This is a genomic window from Flavobacterium sp. LC2016-13, from assembly GCF_009707955.1.
Classification (GTDB): Bacteria; Bacteroidota; Bacteroidia; order Flavobacteriales; family Flavobacteriaceae; genus Flavobacterium.
Window position 1 is genome coordinate 1 of record NZ_WMDQ01000001.1, and the last position, 21,297, is coordinate 21,297.

Sequence of the window (21,297 nt, forward strand, 5' to 3'; positions counted from 1 at the left end):
CCTGCTGCCCTCCATAGGATTTCTCCCAAAGGATATCCTGGCAATAACTAAAAAATGGCAGTAAAATAAAAAGTAATATGTAAAGTTTTTTCATTAGCCTATTGGGAATTTACTATTTTGATGGATTTTTAGATTTGCTCGCAAATCTATGCTTCTAATCTGTTAAAACTTTACGGCTTTCCTCATTTTGGAATTTATTTTGTAAATTATTTTTATCATATATTAGCTATGCATTTTATTAACTGATCTAAAACCACTTACATATCAAAATCCCTAATCCATGTCCAAAAAAACTATAATCTTAATCGGATTTATTATTTTAAAATTTGTTTTACAATATATTTTATTAAGTCCCGAATACGATTTACAGCGCGATGAATACTTGCATCTCGATCAGGCGCATCATTTGGCTTGGGGTTATTTATCAGTTCCGCCTGTTACTTCCTGGTTTTCATTTCTGATATTTTTGCTTGGGAATTCTGTTTTTTGGGTTAAGTTTTTTCCAGCGCTTTTTGGTGCTTTAACATTGGTAATTGTTTGGAAAACTGTTGAAACACTCCAGGGAAATTTGTACGCATTAATTTTAGCCGCAACGTGCATTGTTTTTTCCTCATTGTTACGAATCAATATGCTCTATCAGCCTAATTCGCTGGATGTTTTATGTTGGACAGCTTTTTATTATATAATTATCCAATACATTAAAACCGAAGAAAAGAAATGGTTTTATATAGGCGCTATTATTTTTGCTTTTGGTTTTCTGAACAAATACAACATTCTTTTTCTGCTTATTGGCCTCTTGCCTGCTCTTTTGCTTTCTGATCAAAGGAAAATTTTAGCTGAAAAAAAACTTTATTTTGCCTTGGTTTTAGGGTTACTATTGATTCTTCCGAATCTGTTTTGGCAATTCAATAATCAATTTCCAATTGTTCATCATATGAAAGAATTGGCAGAAACACAATTGGTTAATGTAGATCGAATCGGGTTTTTAAAAGAACAATTATTCTTTTTTATTGGCTCCATTTTCGTTATTCTTGCCGCTTTATATGCTCTATTGTTTTACAAACCTTTCGGGAAATATAAATTTTTCTTTGCCACGCTAATTTTTACGCTGATTGTATTTTTATATTTTAAAGCAAAAGCTTATTACGCTATAGGACTATATCCTGTTTATATTGCATTCGGAGCTGTTTTTCTTGCGGAAATTTTTAAAGTAGGTTGGAAACGTTATTTACAACCTGTATTTATTATAATTCCATTATTGTTTTTTATTCCGATGTACAATCTGGCTTTCCCAAATAAAAGTCCACAATATATTGTAAACCATCCCGAAAAATATAAAAAACTCGGAATGCTTCGTTGGGAAGATGGAAAAGATCATCATTTACCACAAGATTTTGCAGACATGTTGGGATGGAAAGAACTTGCACGAAAAACAGATTCTATTTATGCACTAATTCCAAATAAGAAGGAAACGATTGTTTTATGTGATAATTACGGGCAAGCCGGAGCGATTAATTATTATACTAAAAAAAGAATCAAAGCCGTTTCTTTTAATGCTGATTATGTGAATTGGTTTAATCTGAATGCCCTCTATAAAAACCTGATCCGAATTAAAACATTTGAGGAAAATAGTAATGAGTTTAAAGAAACAAGTCCTTATTTTAAATCTTCGGGTATTGCTGGAGAAATAACCAATAAATATGCTCGTGAGTACAAAACGACTATTTTTGTTTTTACCGAAGCAAAAATGAATATTAATAAAAGAATAGAACAAGAGATTAAACAAGAAAAGAACTACAGCAAATAATGACTGATTTCAACAATATCGAATATTTAAAAAACGGAAACAAAAGACAAATTCATGCTTTTGAAGTCCTGACTCAAAATAAAATCTTATTGAATTTATCCGAATTTGAACCCATTTTAGTCGGCACGATTCCCATAAATATTGATATTGAAAACAGTGATCTTGATATTATTTGTTATTGGAAAGACAAAACCAATTTCATAGAAAAACTTAAAGCTATTTTTGAAAACCAAAGTGATTTTAGAATTAGAGAAACATTAATTGAAAATGAAGAAACAATTGTGGCAAACTTTAAAATTGATGATTTTGAAATTGAAGTGTTTGGACAAAATATTCCAACCAGAAATCAAAATGGTTACAAACATATGATTATCGAGCATCAAATTCTAAAAATAAAAGGCGAAAACTTCCGACTAGAAATCATCAAACTCAAACAAAAAGGTTACAAAACTGAGCCTGCTTTTGCTTTTTTATTGGGTTTAAAAGGGAATCCATATGTAGAATTATTAAATTATGATTGTAGTATTTAATCTTTTAAAAATCAAAACACTGAATATCTGTACTTTATAATCCAAAACAAAGCTTTCAAAAAAAATCAGTAATTTCTTTGCATAACCGTATTTACTCCGTATCTTTGCACCCGAAACATCGCGGGATAGAGCAGTAGGCAGCTCGTCGGGCTCATAACCCGAAGGTCACAGGTTCGAGTCCTGTTCCCGCTACTAGACCGGACAAATGAGAAGATGACTCATTTGTTCGGTTTTTTTTATGCAATAAAGCATTATTAATCAACAAAATACACCTTGCAATAACGTTCACTCTAGGGGTTCGATATGTGCTTCCATCAAAATACAGTTTTTCAGGGTATATCGAACTTATTACATATCTCTTGGTCTCTATATCGCCTTCTTTATAAACGGTTGATAGCCTTGAAAGGGTATTTAATGCATCATCAAGATTTTTCTTAATATTGTGGTTTTTTTGTTCAGACAGGTATGCAGAAAGTTCTTCCTCTAAGTTATCAATGTTTCTTTTACACTCTTCTTTGATTTCCCTGTAATCATCTGCATCCAATTTTTCAGCCAAAAGTAACTCTCTTGCCTTTGAAAGTTTTGTATTAAATTTCCCGATTTCCAACGCGATGGCCCTGCGTCTATTCTCAAACACAGATGTAAAACTTTTATAATTGGTCATCATTATATCATGTAAGAGCCCTTGAATGACAACCGGAAATTCATATTTTTCCAAATTATTCTGGAATATCTCATTTGCTTTGACTGCACTTTTTCTAAAACCGCATTTTGGAATACAATGATAGTAGTAGTAATACCCTCCCTTAGAACCCTTGGAAGCACTGCCGGTCAGATTCCTTTCGCAATCTGGACAAACTAAAAAACCTCTCAAAGGCAAGTTATCATCTGAACGAAGCTTTAACTGAGGTCGTACTTGGTGTTTGTTTCCATCAATTATATCCTGAACCTTATAAAACAAAGCTTCAGAAATTAAGGCATCATGCTGGCCTTGTACAGAATGTGCCTCCTCATCTTTATATTTTTGAATGAAGACCTTCCCACAATATACAACATTCCGCAAAGCCACATGAAAAGCACTTCTGCTGATATTCTTACCTCTTTTAACCATTGCCTGACGCACTTGATCTACCGCCAGCACACCTTTACCAACTTCATTAAATGCCCATTGTATATTACTTCCTTCCGGTTCTTTTATGGCAATATACTTTTGACCATCCTCTTTTGTTCGATTGATGTAACCATATGGAGCCATACCTAAAACCCTCCCTTCTTTTTTAGCACGACGCATACCGTAAAATGTATTTAAGGCACGCCTGTCATTTTCAACTTCAGGAGCAGCCAAATATATTGCGAGCATCATTTTATTTTCAGGAACAGAGAGGTCAAGTGGTTGCTCCACAGCCTGCGGTTCAATACCCAAACCATTAAGTATATTAATCATTTGGTAAGCGTCTCCGGCATTCCTGCTAAAGCGGTCCCACTTAGTAAACAGTACAAACTCTGGTCTCGCCTTACGTTTCTTTACTGCATCAAGTAGACGTATCCATTCTGGTCGCTTAAAGGTTTTTGCAGAATGGTCTTCAAAAATAACGTTATCGACGTGAATATTGTGATTAATACAATACCTGCGCAGGCGTTCATCTTGGTCACGTTGTGAATATCCTTTATCTGCCTGCTCATCTGTTGACACTCTGATATATAAAATTGCACTTTTCATAATATGATAGATTTTGTTAACACATTGAAGATATTGGGTTTAAGTATCACAAAATTAAACAAACTACGGAAGTTTAAAGTGTTTTCTAATAACAAGATATGTTAAATTATGCAAGAAATCCATTATTAAAACCGCATCTTCATACGGCACTTCCATTCCCGCATCTTTCATTCGTTGAAATGCTACTTCTATAGCTATCTTTTTTAATTCAAAATCATTCATCACTTCGCATAATTAATAGTCCAACATTGCGCAACTAAATTACTGCAATGCCATAGAAGCACTATTTGTACGGCATTCAAAGGATTTTTTTGGCAAAGGTTTGCCGTTTAGAGAATGTCGTATAATTACGAAAAAAAACTGGCTACAATTTGAACATATTGGAGTGCAATTAAAAAACTAATCAAACGATTTAACAAGCCTTGACTTCCTCTCTAAGGTTTTTGCGCGGGCTGGCAGCATTCGAATCTTTTGTCTTCCCAATTTTATTTTGGGACTCAATAACTTTATGCTGAAATATTATAGTAAAGAAAATCTTTGTTCAAGTATAAAGCAAAAAAAAAGTCTTCTCAAAAAAATGAAAAGACTTACGTCGTGGTGGCAGGATTACCTACCTATTCCTTAATTTGTTGATTTTATTGGTGTTTCAAGGTGTTCACTCCAAAAGGGGTAGGCAAATAGGTCTCATATTTAATGAATTACCTTGTAGCCACTTGTGTCCTCGATCAATTTAATCGCGTCAATGTACTATAATAAGCGTAAAGATATTAAAAATGCCAGTATAATACAACATTTAATAATCGTCCTCTAATTAAGGCTGTATATAATTATCATGGTCGTCCATGGCGGCGAAGAATATTTTTTATGGAAACGACTTGGCTAAGAAATTTTTTTACAAACATCTAATTAATATTAAACAATATAATGATTGACAATTTGAAAGCATTTTAAATGTAAAACAGTAAAAAAAAATTAACTTTACCAACAATTACATATGATTTATATTAGAGTTTAAATGGCAAAAAAAGAAGTATTAACAGATTTGTGGGTTTATGAATTGCTCAAAGAGGCAAATATTGACTTACATCCACAAGGAAGTAACATACGTGATATTGACAACGCTTTAAAATCAGCATCAAAAGCTGGAACCGGAAAAGTTGGCTTTCCGGAATATTGCGGAATAGTTAAAGATTTCGTTTTAATTATTGAAAATAAAGCGGATGTTTCACTACACCTAAAGCGAAATGAAAAAGAGGTGATTTGTAATGATATTGCTAGTGTAAAAAATTACGCAGTAAATGGTGCGTTATTTTATGGAAAGCACTTGGCTCAAAATACGCTATATAAAAAATTTATTGTATTTGGCGTTTCAGGGAACGAGAAAAGGCATAAAATAACGCCCATTTTTATTGATGAGCGCGGAGGTTATAAAGAACTTGACGATGTAGAAACATTTACACTCTTCAATGATAAAAATATTGAAGAATACTACACAAAAAACATACTCAAGGAGCAAACGCCTGAAGACAAAACAACTGAGGAAATTTTAAGGGATGCCAAAAATCTACATGAGGATTTAAGAAATTACGGTAGTATTCAGGACAAAGATAAGCCTCTAATAGTTTCAGGTATTCTTTTGGCGTTAAGAGAAATGGAGCACAAAGGATTCAGTATTGATAGCCTAATAGGTGACGAAACAACTACCGACGGCGAAAAAATTTATGAAGCCATAGAAAAAAACTTGAAAAGAGCAAACGTCTCTCCTCAAGTTAAGAAGGATAAATTACTTAGTCAGTTCTTGGTGATTAAAGACACTAAAGCTATTAATGAAGAAAACAGTTATTTAAAGAAAACGCCTCTAAAGCATTTTACCGAATTTTTATACGAGAACATATATAAAAATATAAAGTATATACAATCTGCCGAGGACTATTTGGGTAGATTTTATGGTGAATTTATGTCATACTCCGGTGGTGACGGCCAATCTCTTGGTATTGTACTGACACCAAAGCATGTTACAGAGTTATTCTGTGACTTAGTAGAACTAAAACCGACAGATTCAGTTCTAGATCCTTGCTGTGGAACAGCGGGTTTTTTAATATCCGCTATGCATAGTATGCTTCAAAAAACTGATAATCCTGAACAGCAACGGAATATCAGAAAAAATCAATTACATGGCTTAGAGCTGCAGCCTTATATGTTTACAATTGCTACCACAAATATGATTTTGCGAGGCGATGGGAAAAGTAACCTTGAACAAGAAGATTTTTTAAAATATAATCCTTCTGTATTGCAAGAGAAAGGGTGCACGGTCGGAATGATGAACCCTCCCTATTCAATGGGTAGTAAAAATAATACCAGTTTATATGAAATTAATTTCACAGAACATTTACTCAACTCTGTAGTACAAGATGGTAAAGTAATTGTTATTGTGCCACAATCATCAATGACAGGTAAAACAAAAGAGGAACAATCTATCAAAACCAATATTTTAAAATCCCACACCTTAGAAGGTGTTATTTCTTTAAACAAAAATTCATTTTATGGAGTAGGAACAAATCCATGCATTGCAATATTTACAGTGGGTGTTCCACATTACAAAGACAAAAAAGTAAAGTTTATCAATTTTGAAAAAGATGGATTTGAAGTCCAAAAGCATAAAGGACTGGTTGAAACAATCGAAGCAAAGGATAAAAAACAACACTTGCTTGACGTGTGGTTCGACCGTATAGAATCTGAAACAAAATTCTGTGTAAAAACAACTATCGAAGCAGAAGATGAATGGCTGCATTCTTTTTATTATTTTAATGATGAAATCCCGATTGGAGAAGATTTTCAAAAAACCATTGCCGATTATCTTACTTTCGAATTTAGTATGATCATGCAAGGCAAGGAAAACTTATTTGAGGATCAATAACCTTATAAATATGGATTTAAACAGTATTCAATGGCGCGAGTTTGACCTAAATGAAATTTTTCCAAATATTCAAAGGGGAAAACGATTAAAAAAAGATGACCACATTATTGGTGCCAAGCCATATATTTCTTCTACCGCCTTAAATAACGGAGTTGATGGATTTATAGACAATACAGAGAAAGTCAGGATTTTTAATACCTGCTTAACTATAGCAAATAGCGGTAGCGTTGGTGCAACTTTTTTTCAGCCATTTTCATTTGTTGCAAGTGACCATGTTACAAAGCTTGAAAACTCAAAGTTTAACAAATATGTCTATCTCTTCATTTCGAGCATATCTAAGCGACTTAGTGAAAAATATAGTTTCAATAGAGAAATAAATGATAAAAGAATACAGAGAGAAAAAATAATTCTTCCAACAAATTTAAAGGGTGAGCCTGATTACGCCTTTATGGAAGTGTTTGCCCGTCAAATAGAAAAAAAGAAAATAATAAGTTTTCGAAGATACATTGCCAGTAGAATTGAAGAAGTTAAAGACTTCAAAGTAGTTGAATCGGTCGACAAAAAAAATTGGAAGGAATTTAAAATAGTCGATTTATTTGATTTTGAAAAAGGAGATCAAAATAATATGGCAAACATTAAAAAAGGTTTCATCCCTCTGGTATCAGCAAAGAAGGGGGAAAATGGATACAAGGACTTTGCAGCGCAAGCAAATAAAAAACTTTACTCCAAAAATAGCTTGACTTTAAATAATGACGGTGATGGCGGAGCCGGTATTTCATTTTACCAGCCTATCGATTATTTATTAGATAGCCACGTTACAGCGTTGTTTCCGAAAAATAAACTAAGTAGGCATGTCCTACTATTTATATCAAGGTGTATAACTAACCAGAGAGATAAATTTGGACATGGTTATTCACTAACAAATAGTAGATTAAAAGCTTTACTAATAATGTTGCCAACTAATAAAAAAGGCGAACCTGACTATGAGTATATGGAAAACTATATAAAAAAATTAGAGTACGACAGACTTATAAAATACAATATGATAAAAGCTATACAGGAGATTTAGCATTGAATATTCTGACTCACTTTTAGAATTTATAGGCAAGTAAATATGTTTTATAATTTTCCTTGTTTTAATGTTTAGTATTTTTTTTACTAATATTTCAAAAGTTTTACGCATGGCCTATGAAGAACATTAATCTTCGTTTGCTAAGATATATGTTTAAAAAATAATCGTAAAATCCCTATATGGGATGTATTATATCACCGAACCATTTTTGCAAGCCCAAAATTGCATTAGCTGATAATTCTTGTGTGAATAAAAGACTTAGACGATGCTTAGGTCGCGAGCACGCAACGTAGAAAAGATTTCTATTTCTCTCATAAGCTTCACGATTGGCTACTGGTACATTACCAGTGTTGACATACTCAAGCATTTGGTTCCAGTTATAGTGATTCCAACCCCTGCCAAAAACAACTATTACGTTTTCAAATTGAGCACCTTTAACACCGTGTTTAGTGGAATAAATGGTTTTATCGTCTATATATTTTGATAAATTTCCAATTTCAGGATAAGGTATTGCTCGAACACCATCATATTTCGCTACAAATTTTTTATCCTCCTCACTACGTTCCGCTTCGGGCTGAAGTCGAACCCCCGCTAAGCGGTTTTCACGCTCATCGATTTTCTTTGGCAGCCTTGGTTTTGATGTCACTTTAAGTAAATCTATTACGCTGCCAATTGTACCATTGCTACGCGCATCATTTAGCTGTGTCATTGCTTCATGCCATACCTGCTTATCGGAATGTCTTCTAATTCGATTGGTATTTATTCTAAATGCCTCTATCATTAAGCCATAACGCTTTTCTATAAATGCCTCAGCACCGATTTCTACCGTGTCGGTCAAAAAAGAAATATATTCATTGTTCTTTTTCAGGTAATCATCTGAATCAGAAAATGCAGTGGAAAGAGTTTGATATCCTTGTTCAGAAGCAAGAACATTGTTAGTGAGCATTAATATTTTTGTTGTTTCAGGAGAGATATTCCATCCTGACACTCGCAAGTGTTCTTTGAGTGTTTCCAACCGCTCGTGAGCTACATCTTCGGGTAAATCACCATTCCAGTGTGCCCCAGTGCGTCGCATGCCTGTAAAATTATTAGTATGGTAAACACTGATTTCGCCCGCAGAATTTGGATCATGTTCGTGCTGAGGCAATTCAGGCCGCATATTGTTTAATACATCAACAATGCTTTTATCCGATCTAAAATTAGCCTGTTTTCCAATTGAAAGTAATTTATCATCTGAAGCTTGTATCAGACCGCAAGAACTTGAACCATAGATTTTTTGCCAGTGGTCTCCAAAAAAACCAATCAATGGTCCTTCTTCGGTTTCAATAAAATGGTTGACCAAAGCATTTGCTAACGACAAGTTAGTATCTTGATATTCGTCGATCAACAGCACAGGATATTTGTTTGCAAATATCTTTCTAAATTTTACGTCGCCTAATAGTGACGTAAAGAGTTTAATCACATCGTCATGATGCAAGAAAATCTCCGTTTCAGTAATTTTGGGATATCCCAAATTATAAATAACTTTTTGGTCAGTAATACCACCAACTTCTTCAATTCTTGCAACCCATTTATCTCCTAAAGCAGATATCCCATCTCGTAATGGTTTTTGAAAAACCTGCATAACTTGCCAAGCAAAAGCATGAATTGTATCGGCAATTATGACTGGATGATTATCAGTACGAGATTTAATTTCATCTTTTGCAACATTAGTATAAGTGATACAAGCAATTTTCTTATTTGCTCTTTCAAACTCTACTGAATATTTAGCTATTAAATGTTTTAGTGCTTTAATGAGGGTATAGGTTTTTCCTGCACCTGCACCTGCTTCAACAAGAAAATTTTGATGCTCATCAATCGCCTTCAGCACTTGCATTAAACATTCTTGCGATGCTTTTTCTGCCGGACTGGTTTGTTCTTCTTCTGCCATCTTTTTATTGTACAAGTTCAACAATTGCTCCTTCAACATCTTCTGCTGGCTGGTTGGGCTTGAGTGCAAGCCACTGCAGGCCTTCAACAATATACTTTGGAGCATTCCAATCCGTTTTTTCCAATCCATACTCTAGAGCAAATGCTGACTTATTCTTATTGTCCGGTGCATTATCGTCAGCAAATTTTTCAATCTCGGCGACAGAGGCGCCTGTTACAGCAAATAAGTCCCGATTGGCTAAGATCAGAGCTTCTTCAAAGCTCCTTCCGCATCCATCAAGCCCATCCTCTGGGATTTGATAAGCGATTCGTCGAGATCCTGAAACTTTTTCATTATTTGTTTTAGCTATGCAATCTACTATTGTATAATGGCCTACTGTACCTGGGGCGAACCAATTTTTTATTCCTGCATTTGAACTATGCGATCCTTCACATACCAGCGATCCTGGATATGTAGTTTTATTATCCTTTACTGTGGAAACAACCGCATCAATATCTGTGATGACCAGGCACCTAAGTTCTAAAAAGTCTAAAAATTTATAAAAATGGTGTGCATAGGCACCGCCAACTTCGATTACGCTGATGTATTGTGTACCTAATGTTGGGAAGTCTTCTGTATGGAGAGTGTCTTCAGGGATCGCAATGTCACCGCCCAGTTCTCCCGTAGAAATAGGAACCACCGGTGTTGAGCTTGACATGGGATTATCTATATTGTTTGCAGTTTCTTCCTGTGTATCTGGGGGCGGAGAATGTTCTTCTGTTAGAATCGCGACACCAAGATCCCTTTCGACAGCAACAACAGCTGTTACAGTATTTGCAGCCACTTTCGCTTGCATCGTTAAAGCGTCACTTTTGCTAATTAATAACGGCATCATTAGCCTCTCTGCTATACCTTCAATCAAAATGGCCTTATCAGCAAAGTAAAGATCACATTTTGTAAGAGTTAAATATTTATGTAAAAATTCTTTGTCGGCCTGCAACTCGTCAGCACGAAATTCTTTTCGCAGGTCTTTTATTGTTGTTTCTCTTTGTTCATTATTAGATGTTAGAAAATATCTTATAGCTTCAAATTCCGCTTCGTTTGCAATATGAGTTGAGTGTGTAGTCACAACAAATTGGACAGGCCAACGTTTCCCTTCATTTAAAACATTTGAAAATTCTTCCGCAATTTCGTAAAGTTTCTTGATAAATATCTGCTGCATCTGCGGATGTAAATGTGCTTCAGGCTCTTCAATAAAGATTATATCTAGACTATTGCTAACAGGTCTACTTTGGTATTGACGAAAAAATTCAAATAGCTGAAACAAAATATATATAAGGTTTCTAGAACCAAGACCGTTATATGTCTCTGGCAAGAATAGGTTGTCGCCCTGATTATACCTTATTTTGGTGTGGCTATCTAAGATGTTTGACACATCAAGACGAGTTTCTGTGCTTAAGTTTGGATCGGCCAAACCTGGATAGCCAAATAATGCTAACGCAGGAAGTAGTTTGTCAAGTTTACCGTTAAAATCGGTATCAACTTTTTCTTGAATTTCATCTATAATTACTTGCAGTGCTTCTGACTTTTCTTTCATGTCTTCAGGCGCCGAATCCGATTTTGATGTTTTAAAAAGTTGCGACAGAACTTTGCCAAGCACATCCTTTTCTGAATGCGTCACATCATCAAGGCCACGCTGTGCATTGATGAAACCTGCTCCAATTACGGCTTTAAATTTGGTATGATCCATCATCGCAACATTAGTTTCATCATTTGGATCTTGTGCAAATATTTTAGCTTCAAAAAGATTCGGAATTTTTTCTCGTAATGACTTAATAAATGTCGCAATGCTTTGCGCACTCTCGTCATTAGTTCCTTCAAATAAATTATCTAATTTGCCATCTTTCAAAGTGTATTGAACCAAAATAACGGCAGTATTACTTGCAACGTTGAGGTCGATAATGAAATCACTTAGAGCGCCCAAGTCTTCAGCGTCAATAGGATATTCAATGGTGATTTTAATTTCAATTGAGGGAATCTCAGCTCGAATTTCTTTATCTTTTGCGCCGCTCAGCTTTTTCTGCAATGCTGATTTAAAACCTTCAATGGAAGAAATACTGAAATCAAAAAGTGAAAAAGTTGGATGTTTGTCTCCTATCAGCCTTCGGAAGATCTCGGTTAATGAGGTTTTTCCAGAATTGTTTCTACCTACCACGACAGTAGTGTAATCTTCTAAGCTAAGAATAACCTTCTTTAATAGCCTAAAATTTCTAATTTCTATTGTTTTGATCTTCATTACGTAAACTTTCTTAAATCAGGTCCCTAATTAGTCAAAGATACCTAAAATTTCAACTAAAAGATGTGCTAAAGTAACCTTTCATGATCTCAATAAACATTAATTTTCAATATGTTACCCTACATACGCAGGCTATTAAAGACTTCAGTGGACAACCACACAACAGTATATCCGCGAAAAGCTAATTAATAAAGCCAAAGAAAAACTTTCTACAACACCAGTCCGTAAGTGAAATCCCTTATGCTGTGGGGTTTGAGCATTCTCAATCTTTCAGCGAATTATTTAAAACTAAAACTGATATCGCCTTTGGAATTCGGGAAGTCGTTTAATTCCAATATTATTTTAAGTGTTCTTAATTTCAGTTAAGTTTTATTCCTGTGAATGAATGTTTCTGAAATTATCTACAGGACCTTTCATTAAAATTTTGTAAAGTATAATAAACGTTCAATTTACCAACTGTAATTTGGCACATCTTGTATATCTTTTCTATATCAATTGTAAAAAGAAAATCAGCTCAATTTTAGTTGAATTGATTTTCATTTAGTTGAGAACAGCCCGCATATATTAATTGAGTTTAAAGCCCTGCTCATCAACTTCATTAGCTATCTCAATAACTTTATGAATTAAGAAGGCCTCAACCAAAGAAAGTGCGTAGTCCCGATCGATGGGCAACATATCTGGCCTTATAACTTCTTCAACATATTGTTCAGGGTTCCATAATTTACGTACTAATTCAGGATGTGCATGTTCAATACTTTGCAGTGTATTCTCGAATTTCCTGTTTGCTGTGTCAATGAATTCCTTGTGATCTTTTCCGGCCAATGGCAGGGTGTTAATTTTAACTGTAGATTTCTTTTCCATGTGGTTAATTTTTTGATTTTCAATTGAGGGTTTCTCTCTTTTAGCTAGACGGTAGTCGTAACCATCACTTTGGTGGCCATCTACATCAGCAAAAACTGTTTTAAAAATGTCCAGTTTGTCCTCGTCATCTAATGTTACATTATTTTCATTTTCCACATCCATGATATAATAGCCCCACTCTTCATTTCTGATTTTGTGCATATTGTCAAACCGTAGTTTGGCTAATTCTAATGCCGGCGGAGAAGCTTTCAGCATTTCTGTCCATTTTTCAAATCCCACCAATTTAGCAATGATATGCTGCGCATTCATTAGTGTGAAATGGTTTTCATGGATCTCGAAGTCTGTGACCAGAGCGTCAACATCGAAAAATTTTGGCGAATACTCGAAGAGTTTGTCGCCTAATGAAGAATCGAAATAAGGTTTTTGTGTTTTAAAATCTTTGTGAAGATTTTTTGCCTGAAGTTTGAAGTACTCAATAGTTTCCATAATACATTCCTTTAGTACCAACTTAATTATCCCGAATATTTGCGTTCGTAATCTTTATTTGGATAATAAGCAGGTAGGTTAGCATTATTAAACTATTGGCTGATGAAATCTTTGCACGAACGAGCAAGCTTGCCAACAAGCATATACAATATTAGCAATAAAAATTTAATTTACCAAACTTATTCCATTGACTTATAACCACATGACTATTAACTAAATATTTATATTTCACTATTCTATTTAGTTGGATTACACATCAACAGCATAAAAATTGAGGGATTTCGGGTTTTAAGGATAGCCAGATTAAATTCAAAGAAGGTATAAATATTATTGACGATAATAATGGTGGAACAACAATTCTCTTGAAAGTATTGTCACTGAATATTGGAAAATAAAACTTCAGAAAAAATTGAAATTGATTATTTTGATAAAAACACCCAATTTCTAATTTACGTGCACTCATGAAAGTGAAACATTTAAATCCATCGCAGACCTGCCGAAGAATATAGAAAAACCTAAATTTTTATTTATTATCTAAGCTAAATTTCTTCAGTATTTCATCAAAATCTGACAGCGCTTTATAATGTTCTCTCATTTCCGTTACAGTACTTAAAGTCTTTATGCTCGGAGCATAAATATCCTTCATTTTTATGTACAGCTCCGCTGCTGTGTGTGATTGCAGAATCTGCACATCACAACCAGTATCAACAACTATCTTTATTAGCGTGTTGTTGATGCTTCGTATTGTGAAATAACAGAGTATGAGATACATATAGCGCATTGCTAAAGATAAAAATTATTATAATATGTTGCAAACCAGATATCATAACTAATTTTTCATGTATTAATAAAGCAAATATCTTGCAGAAAATGATAATCCTTTTCAAGTCTCAAGAAGAGCATTGTTCTGATCATATTGAGCTCCTTTTCCAAATTGAATACTCCATTGCTTCCACTTCATTTTTAAATTCAATAACCAGTTTGCTTTTGTCTCATTTCAGCAGCAAAGGTATTTCCGTGTTCTTAACGCAATAGCAAGGCCAGGCCCTTCAGGTTTGATAAAAAATCTCCACCCCTCCGGGTAGTATTTTTTGTCAAAACCTTGCTATTGCTAAACACTAACCTTTTTTTGCTCCCGAAACGAAACAAAAGCATACTCCTGCTCTTTAGACGAATAAAAAAAATGTCAGCAATGAATAGTAAAATATTAAAAATGGATTTGATGAAACAAAACAGCACCTCCTCTCATTGCCGAATAAAATTTCAAAAAAAAATTAATCACTAAAAATCGTAGGAATTATGAACATCACAGGAAGACTGACAACAGATGCACAGGTACGCAACGTGTCAAACAGCAAAACAGTAGTGAACTTTTCAGTAGTCATCAACGACAGCTACAAAAACAAAGCGGGCGAACGCATAGAGCAGACAACGTACTTCGACTGCGCTTACTGGATAAGTCCCAATGTTGCGAAGATACTCAAAAAAGGTGCGGTTGTAGAACTGACAGGCAAAGTGAGCGCAAGAGCGTGGACAGGAAGTGACGGACAACCACACGCAGGACTGAACTTCAACACCTCACAAATCAAACTGCACGGGAGCGGTAAAAAAGCAGAAACGGCAAAAGCTCCAACAGGAAACAGCAACGACGACGAAAAAGACGACCTCCCATTTTAACAACGAGTATTCAAACAATTTTTAAACTTTTTAAATTATTTATCATGGCACATAATATCAATTTTAACGAGCAAACAGGAAGTTATTCATTTTTCAGCGTGAAAGAAAAAGCATGGCACGGATTGGGGCAGATTGTAGAGCAATATCCGACTAGCGAAGAAGCTATCAAATTTGCAGGATTAGACTACGAAGTCGCTAAAACACCACTATACACCAAAGGAACAGGCATCATCGAAACGGCGAACGGCATTGAGATAGGCAGTAGCGAACTACATGTTCCCAATTATTTCGCCAATATACGTACCGATAATAATGCTGTATTGGGCGTGGTTGGTAAAGACTATCATATCGTACAAAACCGTGAAGCGTTCAACTTTTTTGACGCTATTGTAGGTGGCGGTGACGGTATATTATATGAAACCGCTGGAGCTTTGGGCAAAGGGGAACGGATATTTATCACAGCGAAACTGCCCGATTATATTCGTGTAGGCAATGGTGACGATGTAACGGAGAAGTATATCTTTCTGACCACTTCGCACGATGGTAGCGGAAGTATTACAGCCGCTTTTACACCTATTCGTATCGTCTGCCAAAATACCCTGAATGCTTCACTTCGTTCAATGACCAATGTAGTGCGTATCAAACACACTTCGGGAGCAAAACAGCGTGTTGAAAATGCGCACAAAATAATGGGATTGGCGGACACTCTAAGTACACAATTAGAGGGAATTTTCAATGAATGGGCGAAAGTAAAGGTTACAGACAGAGAAATAAAAAAATTAATTCAGTTGGCACTCTGCCCAAACAAGGAAACTTTGGATTTGCTTAAAAAAGGTGCGGAAGATGAAGTTTCAACTGTATTCAAAAATATCGTTGAAGATGCCTTTGCGTATGCTATGACAAGTGACACACAACAAATGGACACCACAAAAGGCACTTTGTTCGGGGCATACAATGCTGTGACGGGCTACTACCAAAATGTACGCAATTACAAAGATAGTGAAGCCAAATTACAGAGTATTGTAATGGGCGGTACGGCACAGCTAAAATCCCAAAAGGCTTTCGAACTATGTACCTCGTTTGCAACGGACGGAGCGGAAATCCTAAATCTCAATTAAACAATCACAGGCTACCGCCATAAGCGGTGGTAGCCTTTAAAAACAACTACTATGAATATCGGAATTATAACATACAAGGAATACGAAGTAAAAAACATAGGGCTTAATTGGAATTTCAATTTATCAGATCTGCTCCGCATTATGTTGAATAACAAAGATTTTGTCCGCTTTGAAATCTTTGATCCAAATAATAACCTCCTATTGTCAACATACTATCCTAATGTAGAACAAAAGGTGGTATATATCGAAGTTGTAAAGATTAAAAAAGAAACTGAAATTACTGGAATTACCTATGATGTATTCAGAACACCGTCCACTATCCGCAGGATAAAGGTGCGTTGGAACGTAAACGGCAGAAGATTCCGAACAAAGAAAAGAGCCCTTGAGTATGTATATTGGGAAAACAGAAAGGCAACCTTGAAAATTGAGTCATTCGTTGACCGCAGATAGTCCCAAAATGAACGATTTAACAACCATTAAAATTTTACAATGATGAGCACAAATTTTTTCAATCAGATAGCACAGTTGGGAGTTGCAGGGGATTTGCACCTGACAATAGCAAAGGGAGCAGAAAACAACCTTATCGTATCGGTGATGCTTCAAAATGAACAATGCGGAGATACTGCAAAGAATATCATACCACCTCTTACTCTTAGGGGAACAGCCGAAGAACTCGACAATGGTTTTTTTGAGAATATTACCACGCCAATACAAACTGCTTCGGGCTTAATGATAGATATGGAAGCATTTATGAAACAACTTGAAGAAGCCAAAAAGAAATCCGCAATGGAGAAAGAAAAAGGCGACAAGCAGAAGATTGAAAAGGACGCCAAAGACAAAAAGTTTAAAGACGGTATGGCAAAGGCAGACGAATTGGAAAAAGAGGGCAAGTACCGTGAAGCATGGATGAAAGTACCCGAAATAACCGACTATCCCGAAAAGGCTGACGAGATACGCAAACGCAAAACCGAACTATCCGACAAGTTTTCTGCCCCAAGCCTTTTTGGAGCAGAGCAGAATGTATAACCGTAAAATTCAAAAACCATGTTATTAGCAACGCATTTGGAACGAGTATTTATACTTAAAGATAAGGGACAGGACATAAAACTGACCGACCCTGAACCACGTTGGAGCGTAGAAGCAGTACTTAATTTTTATGCCAACACCTACCCCATCCTGACCACCGCTAAAATATCTGCACCAGCTATAAAAGACGATGCAGTAGAATACCGATTTGAAAGCGTAATGGGTACTAAAGGTTAAACCAAAATTTTAAAACGATGAACCATGCACAAACATATCATATCGGGAACAATCAAATCACCCGAACAAAAAAGTCAAAGGCAGTTGCACCAACAACTGGGCGAGTTCGCCCTTTGGATGCAAAGACCCAAGGATGCAAACGAAGTTCAGAAAGACAAACGCAAATCAGTACCTGTGGAAATGTTGCCAATGGTTTTCTAAAAACATCTTTCCTGCCTAAACTACAAGAAAACAAAACGTTACAGGCTTGTCAAAAAACAGCAAAAACGGAAAAGGGTTTTTATAAATCCCTTTGTGAGCTTGCTGAACATTACAAGATAGAACCGATGCAGACCAATCAATTTGAATATCCGTATAATATGGCGTTGGCAATATGGGATATAGAAGAGAAACTAAAGCATTGTGTTTTAAATTGGCAAGAAATACGGTTGTTGCAAGACAGTAAGAAAACTTATTTTATCAGCGAGGAAAAATATAACACAGGCACAACCCTGTATTATATTCCGATTGAACCGCTTTATCAAATGTTACACGACCCTATGCGCAAAAGAAATGCGCAATTGCTAGTTTCTGTTTGCTCTTACCTGTACCATATTGCGGATATTCCTTATTTCAGACAGGAAGATACTTATCTGTATTGGATGTATGAAATGCATAAAGACTGGGTAGAACAGGACGATGAAACAGAGGAAACTGAAATGTACCAATCAGAGTTCAATAAAGTGGAACTGATTGGGGATTGTATCGAAAAAAAGCTTTTTAACCGCATCAATTTGCAGGTATTCGAAAAGCGTTTAAATTCTTTTAAAAGCTGTGACACATTCGACAACGACTGTTGGCAGATAGCCTGTAATGCCTTTGCCTTATATACCCAGTACCCACATACAAGTATTTTCCGAAATGCACCAATAAAAAATGACCCTGAAAGCGAAGCAGAAGAATATGAAGTAATTGGCATGGAAAAGTATATTTCCTTTATATCACACACAACAGGGTGGTTATATGAGAGCATTACGGACACCATTAACAATGAGTTTAACGAATATGGTTTGATGGAAGAACCGACCATTTGCAAATGCTTTGACGGTAAAAACATAACAAATACCAATCTTGATTTTGAGAATAGACTATTTCCCTTATTGGACGATATGTGTAGCCTATTATATAACTATGAAACGACACGAAAATGAAAAATATAAATGACATAACCGCAAGTTTTGGGACATTATACCATCCCAAATCTGCGTTGGTTTTCTATGAAAGCAAAACAGTGGATAAAGATGTATATGTAGAACATTTTGATATGGATAAACAAGGTAATCCTATTAATGCCCATCCGCTCACAGAGCGGGAAGCAAAATCATTGGCAACGGCGTTACAGACTGAAAAAGACAAGGATAAAGCTTTTTTAAAATCCAACGGGATTCTGCCAACAAACATTCTGCATATCAATCCGAATACCGATAAAGGTGCAGTATTATGGTACACTAAAGCAAAAAAACGGCAACTGTATTTTGTGAGCGGTTTGGACATTCCAAGCGGAATTGTGTATGTTCCCCCAATGGTTTGGTATGCCAATAAAAACAGTCTTTGGGTATTTGCACTTGCAAGCGACCGAAGACCAATAGAGAAAACACCTTTGTACTGTGCGCCTTTTTTCAATATATATGAAGATGGCAGGGTATGTATGGGTTCAGTTACCATTAATATCAAAAACTCCGCTTCAGTAGAGGAATTTGTTAGCGCTTGGGAAGACTATTTTTTCAATAGCTATTTTAGTCATTTACTCGGAAACAACAGCCCGATAAAAGGCAATTGTGTAAACCTTTGGAAAGAACTAATTCAAACAGGGAAGCCTTTTCCCAAAGAAGTATTGAAAAAGAATAATAAAACCCTTAAAAACTTACTGTGATGAATACCGAAAAACCAAAAATACATTTTACGGACAATTACTTGATAAGTCCGACTAATCCCATTACCGTAAACGTAATCGGTGCTGGCGGTACAGGCTCAAAAGTACTGACTGCCCTGATGGAAATCAACCATAGTTTAATTGAACTAGGACACGCAGGATTATCCGTTCGCCTTTGGGATGATGATATTGTAACGAGCGCCAATTTAGGAAGACAGCGTTTCGCCCAGTGTGAAGTCGGATTGTACAAATCCGTTGCACTCGTAAACCGTACAAATCGTTTTTCGGGAACGAATTGGAAAGCGGAAACTATGAAATTTGAGAAAGACCGTTTGGGAAAATTGCCCAATAATGCAGTAGCAAACATTTTTATTTCCTGTGTGGATAGTGTAAAATCCCGCTTTGATATTGCCGATATTTTGAGTGTGCAAAAGAATCGGAGACACCATAGGGACGACCCAAAATATTGGCTGGACTTTGGGAACAGCCAATATACAGGACAAGTGATATTATCCACTATCGGAGAGATAAAACAGCCCAATTCTGAAAAGTATGAAACGGTAGACAACCTGCCTTTTGTTACCGAAGAATTTGGAGAATTATTAAAACAGTCCGAAAAGCACGACGACACGCCAAGTTGCTCGTTAGCGGAAGCATTGGAGAAACAGGAATTGTTCATCAATTCGTCTTTGGTGCAAATGGGATGCTCGTTGTTATGGAGCTTGTTTCGTAATGGATTGACCCCATACAGGGGATTTTTTCATAACCTGAAAGATTTTAGCACCCATCCCTTAAAAGTTGGCTGACCCGAAAAATCGGGCGGCAAAAAGACACTCCCTTCCGCTGGTCGGGACAGTCTTTTTGCATTAAATCGGTACAACCATTTTGCCAAAATGCTTCCGCATGCTACGCCTCTCCTTACATTTTATCAAACAGGTTAATTTTTTTTAGATAGGATATGATGTATCCTAATTTTTTATTTTTGAGGACTTCTTTTCTTTCCACATAAGCGTACAAAGAAAAGAAGCAAAAGAAGTCCGCATTACTTTAATTGAATTTACTGCTATTGTTAACTAATTGGCTGTGTTTTTCCAAACAGAAAGATTATCAAAAGATGCTCGATATTTTCAAATTCAATAATTGCAGGCTTTTAATTCTTTCAATGTTATCTGGCTTAATTCCATCATTTTACCATTGTTAGAGTGTTGTATATAAAATTTCAACAAATCCATCCTGATAAATAAAATATCTAGACGATTGCATCAAAATAGTTTATATTTTTTTTATCTTTTTTTTAATAATTTGATTCAAATTTTCAATAAAAAAAATCACGAAATAGTTGCTTTTTAACAAACTAAAGCAATACATTCCTATTAATAATTTCTTAATAGTGTTTCATACATAAGAGTTGAGAAAATTTAAAAATAGGCACAAAAGATTTTCCAATTTCATAAAAGTACAAGTAGACAGTTTAGTACGATTTATGTAAAAACTGCAACTCACTATTTTAATAGTTAATGAAATATCTTCAATTTTTTAGTCTGGTTGCATGGGAAGTGTTTTAATTTTATTGATCAATTATTATTTGAAAAGTGAAGTATACATAATAAAAAATTTGTAGAAGCAAGAAATGTGATATTGAATATAAAAAAGTAGACCTTGATCGAATAAAAGACCTCTAGATATATAGGAAATAAATAAGTATTAAATTATAACTCTATTTAATCTA

At 35.3% G+C, this 21,297-nt stretch carries 16 protein-coding genes, 1 tRNA gene and 1 pseudogene; 14 read left to right on the top strand and 4 right to left on the bottom strand.

What is annotated here, in order from left to right; all coding sequences use genetic code 11:
* The first annotated feature begins 280 nt into the window (after nucleotides 1–280).
* From GKZ86_RS00005 to GKZ86_RS00015, 3 genes are all read left to right on the top strand, one after another.
* Nucleotides 281–1,807, top strand: a complete 1,527-nt coding sequence (locus GKZ86_RS00005) for a glycosyltransferase family 39 protein (protein ID WP_154781098.1) — start codon at nucleotides 281–283, stop codon at nucleotides 1,805–1,807.
* Nucleotides 1,807–2,337 carry a DUF4269 domain-containing protein gene (locus GKZ86_RS00010; protein ID WP_154781099.1) on the top strand — a complete coding sequence of 177 codons (531 nt, stop codon included), beginning with the start codon at nucleotides 1,807–1,809 and terminating at the stop codon, nucleotides 2,335–2,337. The genes GKZ86_RS00005 and GKZ86_RS00010 overlap by 1 nt, the downstream gene beginning before the upstream one ends.
* A gap of 119 nt (nucleotides 2,338–2,456) precedes the next feature.
* Nucleotides 2,457–2,529, top strand: a tRNA-Met gene (locus GKZ86_RS00015).
* Here GKZ86_RS00015 and GKZ86_RS00020 read toward each other — a convergent pair.
* Nucleotides 2,489–4,057, bottom strand: coding sequence for a recombinase family protein (locus tag GKZ86_RS00020; protein ID WP_154781738.1), 1,569 nt, complete (start codon nucleotides 4,055–4,057; stop codon nucleotides 2,489–2,491). The two genes, GKZ86_RS00015 and GKZ86_RS00020, sit on opposite strands and share 41 nt — an antisense overlap.
* A gap of 1,015 nt (nucleotides 4,058–5,072) precedes the next feature.
* On the opposite strand from GKZ86_RS00020, the gene GKZ86_RS00025 reads away from it, so the two are divergent.
* Nucleotides 5,073–6,974, top strand: a complete 1,902-nt coding sequence (locus GKZ86_RS00025) for a class I SAM-dependent DNA methyltransferase (protein WP_154781100.1) — start codon at nucleotides 5,073–5,075, stop codon at nucleotides 6,972–6,974.
* 10 nt (nucleotides 6,975–6,984) lie between these two features.
* Nucleotides 6,985–8,043, top strand: a complete 1,059-nt coding sequence (locus tag GKZ86_RS25205) for a restriction endonuclease subunit S (protein ID WP_195936659.1) — start codon at nucleotides 6,985–6,987, stop codon at nucleotides 8,041–8,043.
* 178 nt (nucleotides 8,044–8,221) lie between these two features.
* Here GKZ86_RS25205 and GKZ86_RS00035 read toward each other — a convergent pair whose 3' ends face one another.
* Nucleotides 8,222–9,976, bottom strand: coding sequence for a UvrD-helicase domain-containing protein (locus GKZ86_RS00035; RefSeq protein WP_154781101.1), 1,755 nt, complete (start codon nucleotides 9,974–9,976; stop codon nucleotides 8,222–8,224).
* A gap of 4 nt (nucleotides 9,977–9,980) precedes the next feature.
* Nucleotides 9,981–12,251, bottom strand: coding sequence for an ATP-dependent endonuclease (locus GKZ86_RS25385; RefSeq protein ID WP_230328229.1), 2,271 nt, complete (start codon nucleotides 12,249–12,251; stop codon nucleotides 9,981–9,983).
* A 154-nt stretch (nucleotides 12,252–12,405) separates the two neighbouring features.
* Here GKZ86_RS25385 and GKZ86_RS25390 point away from each other — a divergent pair.
* Nucleotides 12,406–12,617, top strand: a pseudogene (locus GKZ86_RS25390) (helix-turn-helix domain-containing protein); the annotation flags it as partial.
* A gap of 198 nt (nucleotides 12,618–12,815) precedes the next feature.
* On the opposite strand, the gene GKZ86_RS00045 reads toward GKZ86_RS25390, so the two are convergent.
* Nucleotides 12,816–13,598 (bottom strand): hypothetical protein, encoded by a 783-nt coding sequence (locus tag GKZ86_RS00045; protein ID WP_154781102.1) that lies wholly within the window; start codon nucleotides 13,596–13,598, stop codon nucleotides 12,816–12,818.
* A 1,299-nt stretch (nucleotides 13,599–14,897) separates the two neighbouring features.
* Here GKZ86_RS00045 and GKZ86_RS00050 point away from each other — a divergent pair.
* Genes GKZ86_RS00050 through GKZ86_RS00085 form a run of 8 tightly spaced genes read left to right on the top strand, consistent with a single transcriptional unit; the run spans nucleotide 14,898 to nucleotide 20,374 of the window.
* Complete coding sequence (locus GKZ86_RS00050) at nucleotides 14,898–15,275, top strand: single-stranded DNA-binding protein (RefSeq protein WP_154781103.1); 378 nt, start codon at nucleotides 14,898–14,900, stop codon at nucleotides 15,273–15,275.
* A gap of 44 nt (nucleotides 15,276–15,319) precedes the next feature.
* Nucleotides 15,320–16,393 (top strand): DUF932 domain-containing protein, encoded by a 1,074-nt coding sequence (locus tag GKZ86_RS00055; protein WP_154781104.1) that lies wholly within the window; start codon nucleotides 15,320–15,322, stop codon nucleotides 16,391–16,393.
* Nucleotides 16,394–16,444: 51 nt separating this feature from the next.
* Nucleotides 16,445–16,843, top strand: a complete 399-nt coding sequence (locus GKZ86_RS00060; RefSeq protein WP_154781105.1) for a hypothetical protein — start codon at nucleotides 16,445–16,447, stop codon at nucleotides 16,841–16,843.
* A gap of 42 nt (nucleotides 16,844–16,885) precedes the next feature.
* Nucleotides 16,886–17,419 carry a PRTRC system protein E gene (locus GKZ86_RS00065; RefSeq protein ID WP_154781106.1) on the top strand — a complete coding sequence of 178 codons (534 nt, stop codon included), beginning with the start codon at nucleotides 16,886–16,888 and terminating at the stop codon, nucleotides 17,417–17,419.
* Nucleotides 17,420–17,437: 18 nt separating this feature from the next.
* The gene (locus GKZ86_RS00070) at nucleotides 17,438–17,656 is read left to right on the top strand and encodes a PRTRC system protein C (RefSeq protein WP_154781107.1); all 219 of its coding nucleotides are present in this window, start codon (nucleotides 17,438–17,440) and stop codon (nucleotides 17,654–17,656) included.
* A gap of 17 nt (nucleotides 17,657–17,673) precedes the next feature.
* A complete protein-coding gene (locus tag GKZ86_RS00075; protein WP_154781108.1) occupies nucleotides 17,674–18,846 on the top strand; it encodes a hypothetical protein in 1,173 nt (390 codons plus the stop codon).
* Nucleotides 18,843–19,568: a PRTRC system protein B gene (locus tag GKZ86_RS00080; RefSeq protein ID WP_154781109.1), complete on the top strand. Its 726-nt coding sequence runs from the start codon at nucleotides 18,843–18,845 to the stop codon at nucleotides 19,566–19,568. The genes GKZ86_RS00075 and GKZ86_RS00080 overlap by 4 nt, the downstream gene beginning before the upstream one ends.
* Nucleotides 19,568–20,374: a PRTRC system ThiF family protein gene (locus GKZ86_RS00085; protein ID WP_154781110.1), complete on the top strand. Its 807-nt coding sequence runs from the start codon at nucleotides 19,568–19,570 to the stop codon at nucleotides 20,372–20,374. Before GKZ86_RS00080 ends, GKZ86_RS00085 begins: the two co-directional genes overlap by 1 nt.
* The last annotated feature ends 923 nt before the right edge of the window (nucleotides 20,375–21,297 follow it).

Excerpts from the sequence above, each read along its gene's own strand:
- GKZ86_RS00065 (WP_154781106.1), top strand. The coding sequence starts at position 16,886 with ATGAGCACAAATTTTTTCAATCAGATAGCACAGTTGGGAGTTGCAGGG.
- GKZ86_RS00050 (WP_154781103.1), top strand. The coding sequence starts at position 14,898 with ATGAACATCACAGGAAGACTGACAACAGATGCACAGGTACGCAACGTG.
- GKZ86_RS00035 (WP_154781101.1), bottom strand. The coding sequence starts at position 9,976 with ATGGCAGAAGAAGAACAAACCAGTCCGGCAGAAAAAGCATCGCAAGAA.
- GKZ86_RS00025 (WP_154781100.1), top strand. The coding sequence starts at position 5,073 with ATGGCAAAAAAAGAAGTATTAACAGATTTGTGGGTTTATGAATTGCTC.
- GKZ86_RS00085 (WP_154781110.1), top strand. The coding sequence starts at position 19,568 with ATGAATACCGAAAAACCAAAAATACATTTTACGGACAATTACTTGATA.
- GKZ86_RS00075 (WP_154781108.1), top strand. The coding sequence starts at position 17,674 with ATGAACCATGCACAAACATATCATATCGGGAACAATCAAATCACCCGA.
- GKZ86_RS00045 (WP_154781102.1), bottom strand. The coding sequence starts at position 13,598 with ATGGAAACTATTGAGTACTTCAAACTTCAGGCAAAAAATCTTCACAAA.
- GKZ86_RS25205 (WP_195936659.1), top strand. The coding sequence starts at position 6,985 with ATGGATTTAAACAGTATTCAATGGCGCGAGTTTGACCTAAATGAAATT.
- GKZ86_RS00055 (WP_154781104.1), top strand. The coding sequence starts at position 15,320 with ATGGCACATAATATCAATTTTAACGAGCAAACAGGAAGTTATTCATTT.
- GKZ86_RS25385 (WP_230328229.1), bottom strand. The coding sequence starts at position 12,251 with ATGAAGATCAAAACAATAGAAATTAGAAATTTTAGGCTATTAAAGAAG.
- GKZ86_RS00010 (WP_154781099.1), top strand. The coding sequence starts at position 1,807 with ATGACTGATTTCAACAATATCGAATATTTAAAAAACGGAAACAAAAGA.
- GKZ86_RS00080 (WP_154781109.1), top strand. The coding sequence starts at position 18,843 with ATGAAAAATATAAATGACATAACCGCAAGTTTTGGGACATTATACCAT.
- GKZ86_RS00020 (WP_154781738.1), bottom strand. The coding sequence starts at position 4,057 with ATGAAAAGTGCAATTTTATATATCAGAGTGTCAACAGATGAGCAGGCA.
- GKZ86_RS00070 (WP_154781107.1), top strand. The coding sequence starts at position 17,438 with ATGTTATTAGCAACGCATTTGGAACGAGTATTTATACTTAAAGATAAG.
- GKZ86_RS00060 (WP_154781105.1), top strand. The coding sequence starts at position 16,445 with ATGAATATCGGAATTATAACATACAAGGAATACGAAGTAAAAAACATA.
- GKZ86_RS00005 (WP_154781098.1), top strand. The coding sequence starts at position 281 with ATGTCCAAAAAAACTATAATCTTAATCGGATTTATTATTTTAAAATTT.